Origin of the sequence: Sulfuricurvum sp. (assembly GCF_023229695.1) — a bacterium.
GTDB lineage: Bacteria > Campylobacterota > Campylobacteria > Campylobacterales > Sulfurimonadaceae > Sulfuricurvum.
In genome coordinates this window covers 25,883-47,693 of the sequence record NZ_JALNYS010000003.1, presented here as the reverse complement: position 1 = coordinate 47,693, position 21,811 = coordinate 25,883, and the positions used below count along the sequence as shown (strand labels likewise).

Annotated in this window: 24 protein-coding genes; 20 read left to right on the top strand and 4 right to left on the bottom strand. The window is 48.9% G+C overall.

All coding sequences use genetic code 11. The features are described from left to right. The first annotated feature begins 69 nt into the window (after positions 1 to 69). From uca to M0P91_RS02605, 6 genes are all read left to right on the top strand, one after another. Positions 70 to 3,669 (top strand): urea carboxylase, encoded by a 3,600-nt coding sequence (uca, locus tag M0P91_RS02630; protein WP_295064110.1) that lies wholly within the window; start codon positions 70 to 72, stop codon positions 3,667 to 3,669. Continuing rightward, positions 3,669 to 4,010 carry a multidrug efflux SMR transporter gene (locus M0P91_RS02625; protein WP_295064107.1) on the top strand — a complete coding sequence of 114 codons (342 nt, stop codon included), beginning with the start codon at positions 3,669 to 3,671 and terminating at the stop codon, positions 4,008 to 4,010. Before uca ends, M0P91_RS02625 begins: the two co-directional genes overlap by 1 nt. Next, a complete protein-coding gene (gene atzF, locus M0P91_RS02620) occupies positions 4,007 to 5,773 on the top strand; it encodes an allophanate hydrolase (RefSeq protein ID WP_295064103.1) in 1,767 nt (588 codons plus the stop codon). Before M0P91_RS02625 ends, atzF begins: the two co-directional genes overlap by 4 nt. A 62-nt stretch (positions 5,774 to 5,835) precedes the next feature. Beyond that, positions 5,836 to 7,065, top strand: coding sequence for an FprA family A-type flavoprotein (locus M0P91_RS02615; RefSeq protein WP_295064101.1), 1,230 nt, complete (start codon positions 5,836 to 5,838; stop codon positions 7,063 to 7,065). 44 nt (positions 7,066 to 7,109) lie between these two features. Further along, on the top strand, positions 7,110 to 7,439 hold the full coding sequence (locus M0P91_RS02610; RefSeq protein WP_295064098.1) for a nitrogen fixation protein NifQ: 330 nt from the start codon (positions 7,110 to 7,112) through the stop codon (positions 7,437 to 7,439). After that, positions 7,436 to 8,449 (top strand): MoxR family ATPase, encoded by a 1,014-nt coding sequence (locus tag M0P91_RS02605; protein ID WP_295064095.1) that lies wholly within the window; start codon positions 7,436 to 7,438, stop codon positions 8,447 to 8,449. The genes M0P91_RS02610 and M0P91_RS02605 overlap by 4 nt, the downstream gene beginning before the upstream one ends. A gap of 254 nt (positions 8,450 to 8,703) precedes the next feature. Here the strand turns inward: M0P91_RS02605 and M0P91_RS02600 are convergent, their stop codons facing one another. Further along, entirely contained in the window at positions 8,704 to 9,048 is a 345-nt protein-coding gene (locus tag M0P91_RS02600; protein ID WP_295064092.1) for a HepT-like ribonuclease domain-containing protein, read from the bottom strand. Then, positions 9,041 to 9,340: a nucleotidyltransferase family protein gene (locus tag M0P91_RS02595; protein ID WP_295064089.1), complete on the bottom strand. Its 300-nt coding sequence runs from the start codon at positions 9,338 to 9,340 to the stop codon at positions 9,041 to 9,043. The genes M0P91_RS02600 and M0P91_RS02595 overlap by 8 nt, the downstream gene beginning before the upstream one ends. Positions 9,341 to 9,762: 422 nt before the next feature. On the opposite strand from M0P91_RS02595, the gene M0P91_RS02590 reads away from it, so the two are divergent. From M0P91_RS02590 to M0P91_RS02565, 6 genes are all read left to right on the top strand, one after another. Then, entirely contained in the window at positions 9,763 to 10,053 is a 291-nt protein-coding gene (locus M0P91_RS02590; protein WP_295064086.1) for a hypothetical protein, read from the top strand. Positions 10,054 to 10,298: 245 nt separating this feature from the next. After that, positions 10,299 to 11,441 carry a VWA-like domain-containing protein gene (locus M0P91_RS02585; protein WP_366934052.1) on the top strand — a complete coding sequence of 381 codons (1,143 nt, stop codon included), beginning with the start codon at positions 10,299 to 10,301 and terminating at the stop codon, positions 11,439 to 11,441. Next, positions 11,416 to 12,123, top strand: a complete 708-nt coding sequence (locus M0P91_RS02580; RefSeq protein ID WP_295064083.1) for a hypothetical protein — start codon at positions 11,416 to 11,418, stop codon at positions 12,121 to 12,123. The genes M0P91_RS02585 and M0P91_RS02580 overlap by 26 nt, the downstream gene beginning before the upstream one ends. Next, entirely contained in the window at positions 12,116 to 12,358 is a 243-nt protein-coding gene (locus M0P91_RS02575; protein ID WP_295064081.1) for a hypothetical protein, read from the top strand. The genes M0P91_RS02580 and M0P91_RS02575 overlap by 8 nt, the downstream gene beginning before the upstream one ends. Beyond that, a complete protein-coding gene (locus M0P91_RS02570) occupies positions 12,358 to 12,771 on the top strand; it encodes an ArsC/Spx/MgsR family protein (RefSeq protein WP_295064079.1) in 414 nt (137 codons plus the stop codon). Before M0P91_RS02575 ends, M0P91_RS02570 begins: the two co-directional genes overlap by 1 nt. A gap of 400 nt (positions 12,772 to 13,171) precedes the next feature. After that, positions 13,172 to 14,002 (top strand): D-alanyl-D-alanine carboxypeptidase family protein, encoded by an 831-nt coding sequence (locus M0P91_RS02565; RefSeq protein WP_295064076.1) that lies wholly within the window; start codon positions 13,172 to 13,174, stop codon positions 14,000 to 14,002. A gap of 8 nt (positions 14,003 to 14,010) precedes the next feature. Here the strand turns inward: M0P91_RS02565 and M0P91_RS02560 are convergent, their stop codons facing one another. Further along, on the bottom strand, positions 14,011 to 14,526 hold the full coding sequence (locus M0P91_RS02560) for a hypothetical protein (RefSeq protein ID WP_295064074.1): 516 nt from the start codon (positions 14,524 to 14,526) through the stop codon (positions 14,011 to 14,013). Positions 14,527 to 14,567: 41 nt separating this feature from the next. After that, a complete protein-coding gene (locus tag M0P91_RS02555; protein ID WP_295064072.1) occupies positions 14,568 to 15,041 on the bottom strand; it encodes a hypothetical protein in 474 nt (157 codons plus the stop codon). A gap of 223 nt (positions 15,042 to 15,264) precedes the next feature. Here M0P91_RS02555 and nifB point away from each other — a divergent pair, with 223 nt between their 5' ends. The 8 genes from nifB to M0P91_RS02515 all read left to right on the top strand — a co-directional run bounded on the left by nifB (position 15,265) and on the right by M0P91_RS02515 (position 21,807). Further along, positions 15,265 to 16,680 carry a nitrogenase cofactor biosynthesis protein NifB gene (gene nifB, locus M0P91_RS02550; protein WP_295064069.1) on the top strand — a complete coding sequence of 472 codons (1,416 nt, stop codon included), beginning with the start codon at positions 15,265 to 15,267 and terminating at the stop codon, positions 16,678 to 16,680. A gap of 94 nt (positions 16,681 to 16,774) precedes the next feature. Continuing rightward, positions 16,775 to 17,890, top strand: a complete 1,116-nt coding sequence (gene nifV, locus M0P91_RS02545) for a homocitrate synthase (RefSeq protein ID WP_295064066.1) — start codon at positions 16,775 to 16,777, stop codon at positions 17,888 to 17,890. Continuing rightward, positions 17,881 to 18,708, top strand: coding sequence for a GNAT family N-acetyltransferase (locus M0P91_RS02540; protein ID WP_295064063.1), 828 nt, complete (start codon positions 17,881 to 17,883; stop codon positions 18,706 to 18,708). The genes nifV and M0P91_RS02540 overlap by 10 nt, the downstream gene beginning before the upstream one ends. A gap of 9 nt (positions 18,709 to 18,717) precedes the next feature. After that, on the top strand, positions 18,718 to 18,942 hold the full coding sequence (locus tag M0P91_RS02535) for a FeoA family protein (RefSeq protein ID WP_295064060.1): 225 nt from the start codon (positions 18,718 to 18,720) through the stop codon (positions 18,940 to 18,942). A 195-nt stretch (positions 18,943 to 19,137) separates the two neighbouring features. Further along, positions 19,138 to 20,484 (top strand): Fic family protein, encoded by a 1,347-nt coding sequence (locus tag M0P91_RS02530; protein WP_295064057.1) that lies wholly within the window; start codon positions 19,138 to 19,140, stop codon positions 20,482 to 20,484. Positions 20,485 to 20,561: 77 nt separating this feature from the next. Next, on the top strand, positions 20,562 to 20,759 hold the full coding sequence (locus M0P91_RS02525) for a CCE_0567 family metalloprotein (RefSeq protein WP_295064054.1): 198 nt from the start codon (positions 20,562 to 20,564) through the stop codon (positions 20,757 to 20,759). Positions 20,760 to 20,770: 11 nt separating this feature from the next. Next, positions 20,771 to 21,049, top strand: coding sequence for a hypothetical protein (locus tag M0P91_RS02520; RefSeq protein ID WP_295064051.1), 279 nt, complete (start codon positions 20,771 to 20,773; stop codon positions 21,047 to 21,049). 173 nt (positions 21,050 to 21,222) lie between these two features. Continuing rightward, the gene (locus M0P91_RS02515; RefSeq protein WP_295064048.1) at positions 21,223 to 21,807 is read left to right on the top strand and encodes a cytochrome c family protein; all 585 of its coding nucleotides are present in this window, start codon (positions 21,223 to 21,225) and stop codon (positions 21,805 to 21,807) included. The last annotated feature ends 4 nt before the right edge of the window (positions 21,808 to 21,811 follow it).

Sequence of the window (21,811 nt, the reverse complement as noted above, 5' to 3'; positions counted from 1 at the left end):
GCAGTACTTGTCTAGACAAGGTGTGCAAGGGCAGATGATAATTTATATTCTATAATATGAGGAAAGAGTATGTTTGCTAAAGTATTGATAGCCAACCGTGGAGAGATAGCGTGCCGTATTATCCGCACTCTCAAAAAAATGAAGATTGCATCGGTTGCGGTGTATTCGCATGCCGATGCCGGATCGCTTCATGTGATGATGGCGGATGAAGCGATCTGTATCGGGGAAGCGCCGGCAAAAGAGAGCTATCTGGATGCGGAGAAAATCATTCGGGCGGCGAAAGAGTCGGGGGCGGAGGCGATCCATCCCGGATACGGTTTTTTGAGTGAAAACGCCTCGTTTGCCCGCCGATGTGCGCAGGAGGGGATCGTCTTTATCGGTCCGACACCCCTGCATATGGAAGAATTCGGTCTCAAACACACGGCGCGTGCAATGGCAAAAGCTCAAAACGTTCCGCTCCTGCCGGGGACGGAACTTCTGGAGAGTGTAGAGGAAGCGTTGAATGCGGCCGAGGCAATCGGTTATCCGGTCATGCTCAAAAGCACCGCCGGAGGCGGGGGGATCGGCATGCAGCTGTGCGGCAGTGCCGAAGAGCTGCAAAACGGGTTTGATTCGGTCGGACGTCTGAGCAAGAGCAATTTTTCGCAAGGGGGGATTTACCTCGAAAAATTTGTCGCTTCCGCCCGCCATATCGAAGTGCAGATCTTCGGTGATGGAAAAGGGGAGGTGATCGCATTGGGTGAGCGGGACTGTTCACTTCAACGCCGCAACCAAAAAGTGATCGAAGAGACGCCGGCACCCGGCCTCTCCGAAGCAATCCGTGACGCGTTGCGCGGCGCGGCACTCAATCTGGCCCGATCCGCATCGTACAAATCGGCGGGAACGGTCGAATTCGTCTACGACACGGTCGAAGCAAAATTCTATTTCCTCGAAGTGAATACGCGGCTTCAGGTCGAGCACGGGATTACCGAAGAGATTTACGGGGTGGATCTGGTCGAGTGGATGATTCTCGAAGCCTCCGGAGAACTGGGGGAGACACTGAACCAACAGTTTGAGCCTCACGGCCACTCGATTCAGGTGCGGGTCTATGCGGAAGATCCGCTGAAAAACTTTCAACCCAGCTCCGGGGTACTCAGCGAAGTGGTTCTGCCCGATGGGGTGCGATGCGAGACATGGATCGAGCGCGGTAGTGTCATCTCTCCGTATTACGATCCGATGATCGCCAAACTCATCGTCCATGCCTCCACGCGCGATGAAGCGATCGCATCGATGCGATCGGCGCTTCGAAAGACAACCCTGTACGGGATCGTCACGAATCTCGGATATCTGGAATTCGTACTGGGTCAGGAGGTTTTTGCCCGAGGGGAACAGACGACGAAATATCTCGGGAGCCTTGCTTATGCCCCCAAGATTGTCGAAGTGATCAAACCGGGGACCCATACGACGGTCCAGTCGGCCCCCGGACGGATCGGCTACTGGGACATTGGCGTACCTCCCTCAGGTCCGATGGATGCGCTCTCGTTTCGGCTGGGCAATCGTCTTTTGGGCAATGATGAAAAGGCTCCCGGTCTGGAGATGACCGTGACGGGTGCGACGCTGAAGTTTCATTATCCGACGCGGATCGTTTTGTCCGGAGCCGCCATGAAAGCGCAGCTCAACGGAACCGAAGTCGCGTATTGGGAAACGATTCCAGTCTTGGCGGGCGATGTCCTGAAAATGGGAATGATTGAGGGGGCTGGTGCGCGCACCTACCTGCTGATTGATGGCGGATTCAACGTACCCGAATATCTGGGGAGTACGGCGACGTTCACGCTGGGAGAGTTCGGCGGCCATGCGGGGCGTATCCTTCAAATCGGCGATCAGCTGAGCTCCCATCCATCGGATACGTTGAAGACTCCGGCGGTTTTGGATGCCGCGCTGCGTCCCCAACTCTCCAAAGGGTGGAGTATCGGTGTCATGTACGGCCCGCACGGGGCCCCCGATTTTTTCATGGAAGAGTACATTCGGACGTTTTTTGAAACCGATTGGGAGGTGCACTACAACTCAAACCGCACCGGAATCCGCCTCATCGGTCCCAAACCCCTCTGGGCCAGAGAAGACGGAGGAGAGGCGGGGCTGCATCCGTCCAACCTCCACGACAACGCCTATGCGATCGGTGCGGTCGATTTCACCGGAGATATGCCGGTGATTCTGGGGCCTGACGGTCCCAGCCTGGGCGGGTTCGTATGCCCGGTGACGATCATCGGCGCGGAACTGTGGAAAATGGGGCAGCTGGGTCCGAAAGACCGGGTTCGGTTCGTCCCCGTAGCGTATGCGGATGCTGTATTGATGGAGCAGGAACTTGAAGAGAAGATCGCGACGCTGGAGGGGGCATTACCGTCTATCTCACCCTCCGCCATTGTCGATCCGGTTGCGCTTGAGATAGCGGCGAATGATCGTCACGATGCGGTGAAAATTCGTCTCTCCGGGGATCATAACGTTTTGATCGAATTTGGTCCGATGGAACTCGATCTGACATTGCGTTTTCAGGTGCACGAACTGATGCGCCGTCTCAAAACAGCAGAGGATACGCGGCTGATCGACCTGACACCGGGGATCCGGTCGCTGCAGGTCCATTACGACTCCTTGAAACTTCCCCTCTCAGAGCTGTTGGATCGAATTCAGACCCAGTTATCGGAAATGCCGGCGACACGCGATATCGTCGTCCCCAGCCGTACGGTGTATCTTCCCCTCTCATGGGATGACCCGGCGACCAAACTGGCGATCGAGAAGTACATGCAGTCGGTACGCAACGACGCTCCGTGGTGTCCGAGCAACATCGAATTCATCCGCCGTATGAACGGTCTGGAGAGCATTAGTGACGTACAGAACATCCTGTTCGAGGCTGAATATCTCGTTATGGGGCTGGGGGACGTTTATCTGGGGGCACCGGTTGCGGTTCCCGTCGATCCGCGTCACCGTCTGGTCACGACCAAGTACAACCCGGCCCGTACCTGGACGCCGGAAAATGCCGTCGGAATCGGCGGCACCTATATGTGCGTCTACGGGATGGAAGGCCCCGGCGGGTACCAGTTCGTCGGACGGACGGTACAGATGTGGAACCGATACAAATCGACTCAAGATTTCAAACCCGGCAAGCCGTGGCTTTTGGAATTTTTCGACCGTATCCGCTTCTATCCCGTAACGCAAGAAGAGCTTGCCCGAATGCGTCAGGAATTTATCCACGGGACGTTTTCGCTGACCATCGAAGAGGGGGAATTCTCGCTCTCCGAGTATCTCTCCTTTTTGGAACACAACAGTGAAGAGATTGCCGCATTTAAAAAAGTACAGCAGGAGTCGTTTAAAGACGAACGCGAGCGCTGGGCGGCATCGGGCATTTCGGCGTACGTGAGCGAAACCCTCGAAACGAACGATGAGAGCGATTTTGCGGAGATTCCTGCGGGATGCGAGGCGATTTCGAGTTTTCTCTCGGGGAATGTGTGGGAAATATCGGTCAAAGTGGGCGATCGTGTCGCTGAGGGGGACACCCTCGTCGTTATCGAAGCGATGAAATCGGAAGTGATGATCGAGTCGCCGGTTGCGGGTGAAGTGGTGCAGATTCTGTGCTCCCAGGGGGATACCGTCCATACGGGCAACACCCTGGTTATCATCAAAACAGAGGGTGTGTGATGAACAGCTGGCTTTTACTGGCTTTGGCCATTCTCCTCGAAGTCGCCGGGACGACATCGATGAAGCTCTCGGATGGGATGCAGAAGATTTTTCCGACGGTGATGATATTTGTTTTTTACGCGATGGCCTTTGTATTGATGCCGTTCGTGATGAAAAAAATCGAGATGAGTACGGTCTATGCGATCTGGACGGGTGCGGGGACGGTGATGGTGACCGTGATCGGGATCGCCTATTTCAGCGAATCCTCCAATCCGGTCAAACTGGCCAGTATCGCGCTGATCGGTCTGGGAGTCGTAGGACTCCATTTTGCTGAACGGACACAACAGGGAGGTTTGGGATGAGTCAATTGAAAACAATCGGGGATTATTTGCGCCGGTATCGCACCGATGGGGCATCGGTCCGCGACGTCATACAAAATTGTCTGAAAAGCGCCGAAGTGTACGACGCTCACAACATCTGGATCACCAAAGCGGATGCGAGTTTTCTGGAACCCTATTTTCGTCGACTGGAGGGGTGTGATCCCTCCTCTTTGCCTCTCTACGGCGTTCCGTTCGCGGTCAAAGACAACATTGACGTCGCAGGGATGACCACAACGGCGGGATGCGCCGAATTCGCCTACGTTGCCGAGGAACATGCGTTTGTGGTCGGGCAGCTGATCGAAGCGGGGGCGATTCCGATCGGAAAGGCCAACCTCGATCAGTTCGCATCCGGTTTGGTAGGGACGCGAAGCCCTTATGGAGAGGGGATCAACCTCTTTAACCCTGAATACGTCTCGGGCGGGTCGAGTTCGGGCTCCGCACTGGCCGTGACGGCCGGGATCGTCCCGTTTTCGCTGGGGACCGATACGGCCGGCTCCGGCCGTGTCCCCGCCGCTTTCGGCAATATCGTCGGATTGAAACCGACGCGGGGGGCGCTGAGTATCCGAGGCGTCGTCCCCGCGTGCAAAAGTCTCGACTGCGTCGCGATCTTCGCCCAAAACTGCGAGGATGCCGCCCGTGTGTATGACCTGTGCAGTATCCGGGATGAGGAGGACTCATATTCGCGTTCGAAACCTTTCGTCAAGAGCTTCAGCGGGACATTTCGTTTCGGAGTACCGCGTCCGGATCAGCTGGAGTTTTTCGGAAACGGGGCGTACGAATCGCTGTTTTGGGAGAGTGTCCGAAACCTCGAATCTTTAGGGGGGATTCAGTGCGAAATCGATTTTTCCCCCTTTATGGATACGGCCAGACTCCTCTACAGCGGACCGTGGATCGCCGAGCGCTATTGCGGGATCAAAGAATTTGCCCAGACGCGCAGCGATGCGATGCTCGATGTGACCCGGGGGATTGTCCTCTCAGGGGCCAACCCCAGCGCGGTCGATGCTTTTGAGGGATTCTACCGCCTCGCAGAGCTCAAACGTCTCAGCGACCGGATACTGAGAGAGGTCGATATGATCCTTACCCCGACGGCCGGGACGATCTATCGTAGAGACGAGATTCGCGAGGAGCCGCTTGCACTGAATACGAATCTGGGGTATTACACCAATTTCATGAACCTCCTCGATCTGAGCGCATGCGCCGTTCCTGCGGGATTTACCCCGGAGGGACTCCCCTTTGGGGTGACGCTCGCGGCACCCGCCTGGAGTGAACACGCACTGATTGCCATCGGGGCAAAACTGCACCGGGTAGCCGGATTCGAGAGCGGTCTCATCGACGTTGCCGCGTCCAAATCGGTCGTTTTAGCCGTCTGCGGCGCCCATATGTCGGGATTGCCGCTGAATCATGAACTCACCGCAAGGGGGGCAAAGCTGGTGGAAAAAACCTCTACCGCCGCGCTGTACCGATTTTTTGCGTTGGAGAGTTTTTCCCCGCCGCGTCCGGGCCTCGTACACGTCAGCGAAGGGGGCGGGATGGTTCAGGTCGAACTGTGGGAAATCCCCTCCGAGAACTTCGGATCGTTTTTCAACGGTGTCCCCTCACCGTTGGCATTGGGAAGTTTGATATTAAATAATGGAAAAATAGTCAAAGGCTTTTTGTGTGAAAGCTATGCGGTAGAAGGGGCAAAAGAGATTACGAAACTGGGTGGATGGCGAAGCTATCTCTCCCAAAGCAGTGCCGTCCTCTAAAAGGGGACTGTATCGTGAACATAATATGCATTAATCTCTTAAAGATTTAAGAAGGAAACTAAATGCTCCCCGATATCGTCGAAATAAAAAACGGTGTCTACTTTACCGGTGCGTTTGACCCAAAAATCCGCACCTTCGACATCATCATGAAAACCGCCAACGGCAGTTCGTACAACAGCTACGTCGTTCGCGGAAGCGAAGGGGTAGCCGTCATGGATACCGTCAAAAAAGAGTTCAGCAATGATTTTTTCGCACGGCTGGAGCGGGTTTGTACTTATGATGAGATCCGCTATATCGTACTGCACCATCTCGAACCCGACCATTCCGGCGCGTTGATCGAGCTCATGCAGCGTGCCCCCGAAGCGAAACTCATCATATCGGGGAGAGCGGTGATGATGCTCAAAGGGATTGTCAAAACCGATATCGCTTATGAACTGGCAACACCGGGGAAAAGGATCTCTCTGGGAGATAAAACGATTGAGTTTATCATGACCCCTTTTCTCCATTGGCCCGACACGATGAGCAGCTATCTGCAGGAAGAGAAGCTCCTTTTCAGCGGAGACGTATTCGGGAGCCATTACTACGATGAGCGTCTTTTTGATGATAAGGTCGGCGATTTCATGTATGCGTTTCAATACTACTACGACCATATCATGCGCCCCTTCAAACAGCATGTTCTGAATGCTCTTGAACTCTATAAAAAGTTTGACATTGACCTGATTGCCCCTTTACACGGCCCGATTTTGCGTACCCATCCCCAAAGCTACATTGACCGATATGCTCAATGGAGTTCGCAGGCGAAATTTCGTAAAAACGAACTCGGGATGAAGATGCTGTCGGTTTTTTACATCTCCAGTTACGACAATACCCACAAAATGGCCGAAAAAATGATGCAGGGGGCGGACTCGGTCGAGGGGATACGGGCGAGCATGTACGATCTTGCGTCGCTGGATGAAAACAATATGATTGATTTGCTCGAAGAGTCCGATGCGATACTGATCGGTTCTCCCACCATCAATGGCGATGCGGCGAAGCCGGCTTGGGATCTCCTCTCCTGTATGGCGTATCTGGAGAGTGCGGGAAAAATCGGGGCGACATTCGGATCGTACGGATGGACCGGGGAAGCACCCGAGATGCTCCATGAGCGGCTGCGCGGGCTGAAATTCAGAGTACCGGTCAAACCGTTTAAAATCAAGCTGATCCCGACCGAAGAAGAGTTGGAAGGGTGTGTCGCATACGGACGCGAGATTGCCGAGATCGCGATGGGAAAAATGATCGAGATGGAGTTGTAGTACAAAAATTGCATTTTCTTTTGAAACCGTTCAGGGGGAATAGAATGAGTGAACACGACACACTCCGCCATGAGATCGAAGGCTATCTCAAAAAATATGCCATTGACGATGAAACACGCTATGTCATTGCACCGCATATTGCTCTTAAATCATTGGAGATGAACCATCTGTATCAGGATCTGGGGTTTAAAAGCCGTACGCAGATGGGGGCCTATATGTCCCAACATTTCCCCCGCCTCGCGGAGATGAAACCCAAAGACAAATTGTGGAAAAAATTCCTCTACGATGCGATCGGTAAAGTGGCCCCCGCCTGTGCGACGTGCAATGATCAGGAACACTGTTTTACCTGTCTGATCGCGGAGGCGAGCGCGTGAAGACCCCATCGATTACGACTACGGAACTCTACCGCCATCTCGATACCCTCATCGCCGCCGATATCCCTGTCTTTATCCACGGAAGCCCCGGAATCGGTAAATCGTACATTGTCGCGGAGATTGCGGCAAAACACAATCTCGAATTGGCCGATGTACGCCTCTCACAAATGGATCCGGTCGATTTGCGCGGTGTACCTGCTATCCGAGATGAGCAGACGGTATGGATGGCTCCGGTATTTTTCCCCCGCGATCCGGATTCCAGCGGAATTTTGTTTCTGGATGAACTCAACTCCGCCCCCCCTTCGGTGCAAGCGGCGATCTATCAGCTGGTTTTAAACCGGAAGATGGGGGAATATGAGCTTCCCAAAGGATGGCGTATCATTTGCGCCGGTAACCGTATCAGTGACCGAGGCGTCGTTTTCCGCCTTCCGACACCGCTTGCCAATCGTATGGTGCATCTGAGCGTCGAGGCGCGGTTTGAGGATTTTAAACTCTTCGCGATTCGTGAGGGATTGCACTCGTTTGTGATCGGATTTTTGGGATTTCGTCCCGATCTGCTCACCTCTGAGAGCGTGAGCGAGGATGACAGCAATCCTGCATTTGCCACGCCGCGCAGTTATCACATGCTCTCCAATATCCTCAAACATTCCGATAACACGGCTCAAATTGCTCCGATCATCTATGGTTTGATCGGATACGGTGCAGGAATTGAGTTTTTATCGTACGTCAAGGTGTACGAAAAGCTCCCCGATGTTCAGGCGATTTACCTTGGTGAGTATCCGAGTATCGATAAGAGTGAACCGGCGTTGCTCTATGCACTCGTTTCGGCGATGGTGGAACTGTATCGCGGAGGCTCAGAAGCCTCGAAACATCTGTTCGGTTTCGCCCAAATCTTGCCGACCGAGTTTGGGGTGATGTTGATCAAAGATGCCATCGTCAAAGATGCCTCTATCGCGGAGTGTCGTGAGTTTGATGAATGGATAGAGAAGTATGGGGATTATATTCTTTAACGAGGACTGGAACTGTACGGCTGTTTATTATCAGCTGACCTATTTCGCACCTTTTTAAAAAGGTGCGAAATAGGTCAGCAATCTCCCGCATCCGAAAGATGCGGGTAGCTTCAGGGGGTTGTATGGGTGAAAAGCGTTAAAAAAGCCAACTGCTTGGCTTTTTTAGCTTTGGAACCCGGCCGATGTACGCAGTACCGGCTGGGCCGTCCCTGCCATTTTCTGGGCTTTGCCCAGAAAGTGCGTAACATCAGTTATCAGGTGTATTTTACTGTTAATATTTTTATATCATTTTTCAGTGGCAAAAGCTTATTGTTAATAATATCCCAAATTTCATCCGCATCAATACCGAAATAATCATGCGCGATAATATTTCTAAAATCTTTTATTTTTTGCCAAGGTATCTCTGCATGATCCGTTTTGAATTTTTCATCCAAACGAGCAATAATTTCACCTATAACGACAAATTGCATCATGGATGCATCAAAACTCTTTTGGTCATGATAAAACCCATCTGCATCTTCAAAATCTTTTGAATATAACTCTATTTTTTCAATAGATTCAATCAGCGCATTGAGATTAAAAGCAATGTTGCTATACATATAATGTATCTTTTAAAATTTGTTCTCTTGCATACGATTTTAAATATTTTTCACGAGCTATATCTACGCTACGGTTAAAAGATAGGGAGAGAAATTGTTTAAGAGAATCTTTTAGATCATAAATATTTTGGGTTCCCTCTTCGAGTTCTATCAATAGATCAACATCACTGTTCTCTTTTTGTTCATTACGGGCGAATGAGCCGAATAAACCTATTTTTGTAACATGATATTTTTCCAAAAGCAGGTTACGATTGTTTTGCAAAAATTCAACTATTTCATGTTGTGTGTTCATGAGGTGTATTCTATCATATTCATGTCAATATCGTATCTCATACACGGAATCTATCCGCTTTTCTTTTTACCCACTGCCCATAAATAAATCACGCAATCTAACGAAATATTTTCAAATACAATTTCATCTTGCTATAATAATCCAAACTAACAGAGGGGATAGTATGGTTCGTCGCATCACGACTACTTCCCCAGCTCTGCGCTCTTCGAGAGAGAGAGAGAGAGAGAGAGAGAGAGAGTAAACGCGGTGTTGCCGCACACTGCTTAGTTTTTAATTCCGAATTTCATTCTACCATCCTAAACGCCACTTCCCCACCTTGAATCCTCTTGTGTTCGTCATCCCGTGCTTGACACGGGATCTAGATTCTGAATCAAATGCAAAATGACAAAGAAAAAAAACATAAAACCTAAAAAGGAATCTCCATGAATTTTAAAAGTGCAAAAATCCTAACAACCCTGATACTCTCAGTGTTGTTGTTTATCGGATGCGGTGGGGGAGATGATGCCCCGCCTACATCTGATACCACTGCTCCCGTCTTTAGCTCTGCTGCCGTAGCCGATGATTTACTCGACGGTAACTTCACCACCTCTACGGTCATTTATGACGCAACGGCGGATAATGATATTAACGTCACCTACACCCTCGCTTCAGGAGTAGGAAGTAACGATTTGTTTAAAATGCCTATGATTCATTTAAGTTGCCCAGCTGTATAATTTCGCCACTCCTCAGAGGGTGTCGAACCGTTCAAGATGTTTGGCTGTATCAGCTTTGAGCTGAAACTCTCTGAGATTATCCCTACGGACTTTCCCTAAAACCAAAATCTTTTTTGTAATCTAATCACTTAATTTTTGCATCGATTTGAATAGCTCTTATTTTAGCCAAAAATATAATTAATTGTTGTATTTTATGACACATAGTATGAAAATTGCATTTTTTAGGGATAAAGTAATCCAAGGATATTCCCATCAAAAATCGTCTCGAAAAAATACGGGTTCAGTTTCTCTTTGATCACCCGTTTTTAAGCGTTCTGGCCCTCTCGATCCCCCATAAATACCAAAACAACCCCCACATGCTTTTCGAAACCGACGGGGTGAGTATCCGGGTTGATGAGACCAAAACGCTGGGCTACGACGATTCCCGTCTCAAATACCTCTACGCCCATGTACTCTTGCATATCCTCCTCAAACACCCGTTTCGTATGCGCGGACGGGATAAAGCGACCTGGAACCGCAGCTGCGACATCGTCATCGGATTGCTCCTGAGTGATTTTCAGCGGGTCGGAGAGCCGGATGAGGAGGCGATCGTGATCGAATCATTCCGCGACAAAAGTGTCGAGGAGGTGTACCATGCCCTCTACCGAGAGAGTGACGAGGGGGAAGGGCAGCAAAGCGAGGATAATCCCACTCAGCAAAAGATGGACATCATAGAGCATGAGGGGGACACGCAGGTCGCGGAGGAGGAACTCGACGCGCTGATCATTCAGGCTATGGGGGCGGCGCGGAAGCAGGGAAATCTCCCTTCCTCTTTGTTGGAGATGTTTGATGAGATCACGAAACCCTCCATCGATCTGCATACGCTGCTGCACTCCTATATGTCGGAGAGTTTTTTCGATAAAGAGTCCGATTTCTCTCACCCCAACCGCCGTTTTATTCATCAGGGGCTTTATCTCCCCGGTTATCGCTACGATTGCAACCGTTTGAGCTTTTTTATCTTTTTGGATCGGTCGATGAGTATCGCATCGGATGTATTTGCCCGCTTTTTAGGGATTATCGACTCTATCGTTCGCATGAGCCACGATTTCGAGGTGAGCGTCATCCCTTTTGATGAGCAGGTTTATAGCGAGGAGAAAAAGAGCTACGACGCGCAAGGGATATTACCGGATATTAGCTTTGCTAAGGGGAACGGCGGGACGCAGTTTGGTCCCGTATTGGAATATCTGAACACTCATGCAGGGGAGAAGAATCTTGCCGTCATTTTGAGCGACGGCTATTTCACGGTCGAAAAAGCCCCCGCGATGCAGACACTCTTTTTGCTGAGTGAGAAAAAAAATATGAAAAGGTTTGAGCGCTATGGAGATGTCGTCTACTTTGACCTATCGTGAGCATATCGAAACTCTGAAAGACGATTTGGATTTCGAGGAGCAGGGGGATGCGACCTATTTGCATCATCCTGACGATGAAGCACGGCTGTTGTGGGCCTTTCACCGTCCCAGCGGTTCTCATCCCATTCAGGTGGGTGATCCCAATACCGATGTCGCGATTATGGCGTTTAACCACTCCCGTCTGGGGGCATTGGAGCGGTTTACGCGACTGAACCCCGCCGTGATCAGCGATCCTGATCTGCGCCGCCATATCCGCAACCGCAGCCGGATGCTCTTTCGCGCCCTCGTCGATAACGATTTTACCGAACTGCTGGCGGTCTTGAAGTTCGCCCCCGTCTTTATGGACCAGGCCTGTGATCAGATGATCAACGGGCGTATCTGGAATGAACACTATGCTTCCCCTTTTCTGGCATCGGAGTTTTTGACGATGGCGGGGGAAGAGTGCGACGAAAAACTGACAACGGGGGTGATTCGACGGCTAAAGCCGCTGAATCGTTACACTTTTGATGAGGCAAAAGAGCTTTTGAGCGAGCTGAGTACCCAAGTACAAAAATTGCATGATTCCCTAAAAGAGCATTACCTCCAAGCGTTTGAACGGTGGATCGGGGTTGAAAAACTTCATCCGCTTCAAGCCATTGTGCTTAAAAAACAGTTACACCAGCTAAAGGGATCTTATGAATGAGACAACGATCAAAGTGATGAAAACCATTTTCAACCTCAGTGACGAAACCGAGTACAACATCTACGATGCCGCCGATATCGCCGAATATGCCCGTCTCGATTCGGATGAAGTCCATTCCATCATTCGTGAACTCTACGACGAAGGGTATTTGGGGGAGTGTATGAGCATGGGGGATGACGGGTATGAGACCTTTTATTTGAGCCGAAAAGGGCGCATTTTAATCGGAGTCGAGTGATGCGTCTCGTCGTCTTTTACGAAAAACCGTTTTGTGCGGCCAATGCCAAGCAAAAGCAGATACTCCGCTCCTGCGGATGCACTCTGATCGAGCGCAATCTCCTCGAACACGGATTAAAGGGAGAGGAACTTCGCATTTTTATGGGAAAAAAAACGATTACTGAATGGTTCAATCCGGCCGCCCCCGCCATTAAAAACGGCTTGATCCATCCGGAAACGTTAAACGAAGAGGAAGCCCTCGCCTTGCTGATGGAAGACCCAATCTTGATCCGCCGCCCGTTGATGGTGATCGGGAGAGAGAAATTGTGTGGATTTGATGCGGCGAAAGTAGCTGAGCTTCTTGATCTATACGTCGAACCGATGCCTAAAATCAACTGCATGGAAAAAGGGTGTCTACAGAAGCAGGGAGAATAAGAAACTGACCTTACACACCTTGTCTAAACAGGTGCGAAAAGGTTAGTAATCTCCCGTATCCGAAAGATACGGGAAGCTTTAGGGGGTTGTATGGGTGAAAAGCGTTAAAAAAGCCAACTGCTTGGCTTTTTTAGCTTTGGAACCCGGCCGATGTACGCAGTACCGGCTGGGCTGTCCCTGCCACTTTACGGGCTTTGCCCGAAAAGTGCGTAAGATCAGTAAGAAAATAAAAAAACGTTCCGATTCCCCACATGTGGATAAAAAAGGGGATTGCATTTTTTAAATTTGGAGATACGTTCACTTTTTTAGGGAATGATACGATTACATTATGGGGGACTCAAAAATAATTTTTGAAAATAAAATCGATAATGAACAATAAACCGCAAAGTAACCGTTACGAATGATATATCGATATTTTACCTTCTTATGTTTTCTCCTCACATTTTCGCTTTATGCCCAAATCGATAAAGAGGGGCTCGATAAACTCGATGTTGAAGCTCTGTTGGTCAAAGAACTCACAACCGGGGAAATGATCTACTCCAAAGAAGCGCTAAAGGAGGTCAAACCCGCGAGTCTGACGAAAATTATGACCGCCATATTGGCCATAGAACAAGGGGATTTGAACCGTTCGGTTATAATCACCCCGGAAATGATCTCCGTCGAACCGACCAAAGCAGGATACAAAGCGGGGGAAATGATTCTCCTGGAGGATCTTGTCAAAGCGGCAATGATCCAATCCGATAATGACGCGGCCATGGCGATTGCCGTTGCGGTAGGGGGGAGTGTAGATACCTTTGTCGAAAGGATGAATGAAAAAGCCAGACAGATCGGGATGAACAATACCCGCTTTACCAACCCGTGCGGTTACGACATCGGAGATCACCATTCAACACCGGTCGATCTTCTCGCTTTGGCGGAATACGCGATACAAAATCCCCTTTTCAACGACATGACCCGACAAAACCGGCATCTCTATTATTCGCTCAATACGAACCGAAAATTTGTTGCCAAAACGCATAACCGCCTTTTGGGGCGCTATGAGTATGCGGTGGGGGTCAAAACGGGGTACACCTCCAAAGCCGGTCCGTGTTTCATTGCCCGTGCAAAAAAAGAGGGGAATGATTGTCTGATCGTTATGCTTAACTCGAAAGCCAACCGATGGAGTGTAGCCCGGCAGATATTCGAACAGGTTTTTGTTCAGCCGGCCACTGCGTTATCGGAAGAGGCGTAAACCGTACTTTAATGGCACCCTTTGCCCGTATAGCAGTTATTGGCGGCAGCGATTTTGGAGAGGGCTTTTTCGAGTGAAAACAGAGTGTTCAGATCGTTTGGAATGTCGTTGTAAAAGAGTGCTCCGTCTTTGGAGACGATGAAGAGGGCTTTGGCAAATTCACCGCCGAGTTCCCCTTTAGCGAGACGGACACCGTAATAATCTCCGAACGCCTCGTCCGTATCGATACCAAACTGCCACCCCTCTATCTGCGGATCGGTATGTGAGTCATTGGCAACGATGAGCGTTTTACTGACTCCTGTGAGGGCATTGAGACTCAATAGGGTATTCAACTCCTGAAGCTGTGCGATCAATGGCTCATCGATAAAAGGGACCGAGAGGATAAGCTGGGTGAAACCGTTTTGTCCTCCGAGGGCAAACGTTTCGCCGGAGGGGTTTTTGAGGGTCACCTTCTCAGAAGCATAGCCGACGTCGAGGGGCATATCTTCGAGGTGGAGGGTGGAATTTTGGTAGTTGATCTTCAAAAGAGACTCCTTAAATGGCGTGATATCCTCTATAACTGCATTTAACGTTCTTGAAGTCTTGCGGTAGGTGAGGGTGCTGTGAGATGGATACGGCGTAAATCATCGGCGATTCCCGAACCGATGATAAAATGGTGGATCGCTTCATCGCCGTTTTTAATAAACGGAGGGAGTTTATAAATTTTGATCCCGACATCGCGCATGGTATAGAGGGTATTGAGACAATACAGATCCGCGAGGAGGTAGTCGGTCTTCCCCAATGCTTTGAGCAGCGTATAGTGCTCACTGATGTGTTGCGGGTCTTCTTTTTTTTCGTTGCTGCATTGACACGCTTTCATGTCGGGATCACGTACCATCTCCCCTTCCCATTTTTCCCAGGGATTCAGTTTCGTCTCCAAAAAACGGTAGTGAACATGATGACGATCTCCGTTAACTTCATAAAGCGCAAAGAATGTCGCACTGCATGGATTCTTGTGGTAAACACGTTCGCGTGCATCCATCGGTATGGCTACAATCATTGTCCAACTCCTTTATATTAGGTAATAACTGCAAATATTGTTCTTGATTATTTTACGGTTGTTTTGAACCCCAGGCGCGGACCGGATTGTTGGTTTGGATACAAAAATGTCGTATTTGTCTTATTCGCCCCCCAAAAAGGACAAGAACGGCAGTTGCATCCGTTTCGAAAATGGTTGGTGCTGGATGAGGCAGGATCATTGCAATTAATTTAAAGGAGTTACTATGAGCTGTTCGTCAAGTGGAAACGAAGCTTTTATGCCCGATGACATCAAGGAAAAGATCCATAATCATCCATGCTATTCAGAGGGCGCACACCATCACTATGCACGTATTCACGTAGCCGTTGCTCCGGCGTGTAATATTCAATGCAATTATTGTAACCGTAAATACGACTGTTCGAACGAAAGTCGCCCCGGGGTAACCTCTGAGCGCCTGACTCCCGAAGAGGCGGCAAAAAAAGTGCTTCTCGTCGGCGGTGAAGTACAGCGGATGAGTGTCCTTGGGATCGCCGGTCCCGGAGATGCGCTGGCCAATCCGGGCAAGACGTTTGAAACATTTGGGATGGTACGCGAATTTGCCCCCGATCTTAAACTGTGCCTCTCGACGAACGGTTTGGAACTCGCGACGTATATCGATGAGATGGTCGAACACAACATCGACCATATCACCGTCACGATCAACAGTGTCGATGAGACCGGAGAGATCGGAAGTCAAATCTATCCGTGGATTTTCTACAACAACAAACGTATTTACGGAAAAGAGGCGGCACAGATTCTCCTCGAACGTCAGTTGGAGGGGATGAAAAAATGTGTTGAAAAGGGGATTTTGATCAAAGCCAACTCGGTATTGATCCCGGGGATCAACGACAAACATCTCCCCGAAGTCTCTAAAAAACTCAAAGAGATCGGGGTTTTCTTGCACAACATTATGCCGATCCTCTCCGAGCCAGAATTCGGAACGGCGTTTGCCCTAAACGGAGTACCGAGCGCGACCGATCAAGAGCAGATGGCGGTCCAAGAAGCGTGCGGCATGGACATGAAACTGATGCAGCACTGCCGCCAATGCCGCGCCGATGCGGTAGGACTGATCGGTGAAGACCGCGGAGCGGAGTTCACCAAAGATACGTTTGCGGGTCTTAGTTTTGACGAGCTCCAGATCAAATACGATCTCGAAGCGCGCCAAGCGGCTCAGGCGAAGATCGAAGAGTTCCGATTCTTCCTCGATCAGGCCAATGAGCGTGTCCGCAAAGAGAAAGAAGAGCTCAGCTCTACGGGTGTGACGATCCTTGTCGCCGTTACGACCGCAGGGGAGGGGATGATCAATCAGCACTTCGGAAGCGTTAAAGAGTTTTTAATCTACGAAGCGGGGGATAAAGGGATCCGATTCATCCACCACCGTAAAGTCGATTATGAGTACTGTGCTGGGCCTGATGGCACCAATCCGCTTGCTCCGATCTTGGAAAAACTTAAAGACGTGCAGCTGATTCTCACCGCGAAAATCGGCGGATGTCCTCAGGATGATCTCAAAGCTGCCGGTATTATCGCCGATCAAAGTTATGCGTATGAGCCGATCGAAATCTCGGTCCTCAAAGCATCCCGTAAATACTTCGGTATGGATGAAAATGCGGAAGTGAATTAATACATCGTCATTCCCGCGAAGGCGGGAATCCAGCTACGCATTTATGAAGATGGATCCCCGGGTCAAGCCCGAGGATGACGGAAAGGAAAAAGTTATGGCTCTTATAAATGACACTACATTACGTGATGGAGAACAAGCTCCTTATGTCGCGTTCAATACCGATGAGAAAATCAAAATTGCGACGCTGCTTGATGCGTGCGGAGCCGATGAGCTTGAAATCGGTATTGCGGCGATGGGTGTCAAAGAGCGTGAAGATATCAAAGAACTTTTAGCATTAGGTCTAAAAGCACGGATGATGACGTGGAACCGGATGAAAATGGAAGATTTGGATGCTTCTCTCTCCTGTGGTGTTAAAGCGGTCGATCTCTCTATCCCCGTTTCAGATATTTTGATCGATGTCAAATTCGGCGGAAGCAAATCCAGAGTATTAAGCGAACTCGAACGCGTTGTAACCTCCGCAACGCGTGAAGGGTTATTTGTCTGTATCGGCGGTGAAGACAGTTCACGCGGCAGCTACGAATTTATCCGTGACGTGATGGAACTTGCCCGCGAATGCGGTGCACACCGTTTTCGTTACTGCGATACGGTCGGTATACTGACACCGACGGAAACGTATAAGGCAATCAAATCGTTGTGCGACCTGAATCTCCTCCCGATAGAGATGCACACGCACAATGATTTCGGACTTGCCAACGCCAATGCCCTTAGCGGAATAGACGCGGGGGCGATCAGTTTAAATACGACGGTTATCGGACTGGGCGAACGTGCCGGAAATGCCTCATTCGAGCAGATACTCATGGCACTGAAACATCTCTATGGCGAGGCACGTCCCATTGACCCGGGCATGATCCGTAATTTGGTGCAGACGGTGGCGGGGGCGGCCAATATGGTCCTCTCCCCCAATGCCCCTATCGTGGGTGAACGTATATTTGCCCACGAGAGCGGCATTCATGCCAGCGGTATGATGAAGGATTCGCATGCCTATGAGCCGTATGAACCGCAGGAGGTGGGGCTTAAAAGTTCATTCCCTATCGGAAAACACTCCGGCAGTGCGACGATCCGCTACCATTTGAGTCAAATGGGGATCAGTGCCGACAATATTATCCTCAGTGCAATGCTCCCCAAAATTCGCGATATCGTCACTTCACGCAAGCGGGTACTGGAATCGTATGAACTCAAATCTCTTTATCAGGATCTCGCATGTATATAGGTTGGCTAAAATACGGTGATGTACCGGAATTGATCAAGATCGCCGAAGAGGTAGGGTGGCTGCTTGATGGCTACCATGTCAAACTGATGATGATGCATGCCCCCCATTTGTGTTACGGTGCGTACGAAGAGGGGGTTTTGGTCGGTGCCGTTATGGCCATCGAGTTTGAGTTCTCGGCAATGATCAAGTATTTTATGGTCAAACCGACCCATCAGAAACAGGGGATTGGACGGAGGCTTTTCACTACCCTCTTCGGTGTTCTCAAAGATGAACATCCCTCCCTCTACCTCCATGCCAATCCCGATTTGCGCACTTTTTTCGAAAAGAGCGGCTTTGAATCGGTGATGGAGGTGGGGAGGTTTTTAAATGTCGGGAAAGTCCCCCCCTTCAGTTTTACGAATGCCCAGGCCAAAGAGCTTGACGGCGGTAATTTCGATGCCACGATTCGCCGTATCGATCTGGAAACATTTGGAGAAGACAGGATGGCATTTATGCTCGATGAGATGGAGCGGAACAGTTCGCTTAAATTCGCTTTGCCGAACTCTTTTCAGCACTCCAGTGTGATTAATGCGCGCGGGGTCTATCTCGGACCGTGGCAATGCCGCGAAGGGTTCGAGGAGGAAGCGGAGAAGATGATGCAGGGGGTCTTGTATTTTCGGGGTCTGAAAAAAGTGATTGCCGATGTTCCGATGGATAACCAAAAAGCGGTGGAACTGTTTGAACGGTATCACTTCCAAAAGAAAGGGAAGTTTCTTCACATGGTATACGGCAAAGGGAAAAAGGTGAAGTTTGAAAATATCTATTCCTTTTCATTATAGGGGTAGAAGATGAATTTATTAGAAAGCTGTGTGAACGAAAAATGCAGAGTCTTGTCAATCGATCTCGATGATACTCTCAAAGAGCATCTATGCGCGATGGGACTGTGTACGAATGCGACGCTGTGCGTTAAGCGCTACGGTTTGTTTAAAAGCAGTGTTCAAGTACAGATAGGAGAACGGCTGATCGCACTTGGAAAATCGCAAGCCCGAAGCATTGAGATACGGGTTGCGTAAATTAAACTGCTTACTTCTGTCACATTATCATTCTTAACCTTCCACTTTTTACATTAGATGTCAAAAAATTATTATTCATTTTCTGTTGCGCTATAATATTCTCACTGAAAAGCCCTAAAATCGGCCAAATCTTATGTGATTGGAAAAGATAATGAGCTATGAACGCAACAATGATTGCTTATCATGGAACACACAATGAACACGAAAGAATCCCAGCTTCTCGAATGGAAAGAATCGTGGAGGGACGAATATCTTAAATGGATTTGTGGTTTTGCGAATGCAGAGGGGGGCACGCTCATTATCGGTAAGAGCGATGATGGTGTGATCGTCGGGATCGATAATGCCAGACGGCTTCTCGAAGATATACCTAACAAAATTCGAGATATATTAGGTATTATCGTCGATGTCAATCTCGTCATGAGTGATACTTTAGAGACCATAGAGATCGTTGTTGAGTCTTATCCCTATCCTATCAGCTACAAAGGTGAGTATCATTACCGTAGCGGCAGCACCAAACAAGAGCTAAAAGGTGCTGCACTGGATCGATTTTTACTCCGAAAACAGGGAAAAACATGGGATGGTGTACCCGTTCCCCATGTGAGCTTAAGTGATTTTGACCCGAAATTGTTTGATAAATTTCGTAAAAAAGCTCTAAAAGCCCAGCGATTAAGTCAAGAAGCAATGGGTGATACCAATGAACAACTTTTGGAAAAATTGCATCTCGTTGAAGGAGACTATCTCAAGCGAGCAAGCATTCTCCTCTTTCATCCTGATCCACAGAGATTTTTTACGGGAGCGTATATTAAAATAGGATTTTTCAAAAATGATGCTGATTTGATGTATCAAGATGTAGTGGAGGGTGATTTATTTACGCAAGCCGAAACAGCACTCGATCTTTTACAAACCAAATATCTCAAAGCTCGTATCACCTACGAGGCTCAGCAGAGGGTTGAAAAGTTCGATTATGCTCCCGCAGCACTTCGAGAGGTTTTGCATAATGCAGTGGTGCATAAAGACTATGCTAGCGGTGCTCCTATCCAAATCAGCGTATATGATGACAAACTGATGTTTTGGAATGCAGGGCAACTGCCTGAACGTTGGACGGTGGATACTCTAAAAGATAAACATCCCTCTCATCCGTTTAATCCGGATGTTGCGAATGTATTTTTTAAAGCAGGTTTTATCGAATCATGGGGACGGGGAATCGAAAAGATTATTACTGAATCACAAAGCTACAACGGGACAACACCACAATTTAGATACGATGGAGGACTTTGGGTTACTTTTAATTTCGCTCATGTGGAGGATAAAGCGCAAGTCACCACGCAAGTCACCACGCAAGTCACCACGCAAGTCCACAAACTCTTAGAGATTATGAACGGTGAAATGTCGCGGGCAGATATGATGAATGCTTTAGGGTTAAATAATCGAGAACATTTTCGAAAAGAATATCTCGTACCCGCAATAGATTTAAAGATGATTGAGTTGACTATACCCGAAAAACCTACGAGCAGTAAACAAAAATACAGGCTAAAAATTTAGATTAAGTCTAAGAAAATCGCCACTAAAAGTTAATACCATGAATAGAAATTGCATAAAAGATTCAAAAAGGAGTGATTATGTCTGAAATGACCGAAGTAGAACACAAAAAAGAGTTGGCAAAGCTCAAACGCCTTGCCGTTGAGATTGCATCGGAGATTCATGATATCGTCGAGGATACGGTGTGGAGCAATCATGTCAAAATGCCGGAGTTGGCTGAAAAACTGTACAATGCGGTTGAAAAAGCAAACCGTTATAAAGCAGAGCATTCTCTGTAAAGGAGGCTTTTATGCCTACCAAAGATGAAGTTTTAGCGTGTGAAATCTGCGAATGCGGCGGCAAGAGCGTCGCCGAAGCGATCAAATTATTTCAAGAAACGTCGCTTCCGTACAAGAAAGCAAAAAAGCTGGTGACTGAGTGTGATAAGAGCTGCTGTCGTACAGCCCTTACCAGACTGTTTGACATGGCCTATTTCGGAAATTTTGATTACGACGAGATTCATCGTCTGATACAGCTGCGTCACGATAAATTAGGGGAGATGATCGAGAGGATGAAAAGTGGACGCTGAGGTCAATCGCTTTTTATCAAAAAGACGGTTTTGAAACCGGTCGTATAGGATTACTCTACCGATACGCCTAGCCTGCATAAGAGGGCTTTATCCCTCCGCCTCCTCCCTGATGGACTATGTTTTTTTAGTAAATTTATGCTATAAGATTCTTTAGTTACAGTATATGAGGAATTATGAATTTTAGGCATTTAACGGCAGTTTTTACGGTGCTCTGTCTCTGTACGGCGGATGGATGGTGCAGTGAGAACGCACGGGTAATGGATGAATTAAACAGTCCGTTGACCCCAAATCCTCTTAAAAGTGCGATAGGCGAAGCGCTTTATAATGAGGCGATAGCGTCGGGAGAATACCGTTACACGGGGAACGATAAATGTCGTTTGTGCCATCGCGATTTCTTTATCGGACGCAAACACGATCAGCATGACCATTCGATGGACTACATCAGTTCCGGTGAATTTAAAAACAATCCCCGCTGTCTGGTCTGTCACTCAACCGGATACGGGACGCCGAGTGGATTTGTTTTGCTTGAAAAGACACCCCGTTTGTCCAATGTTCAATGTGAAGGGTGTCACGGTCCCGGAAGCAATCACATCAAAGTAGCCTCTCTTAAAAAAACGGGAGGGGGGCTTCTTGCCGGCGAAGATAATCCCGAGCGACTCAAGAAGATGTGCAAAGTGTGTCATACCTCACGATGGAACCGCTCTTACAACGATTTTGAAAGTGCCTATTCAAAGTATAAAAAAGCCGTTCCCAAGTAAAGGA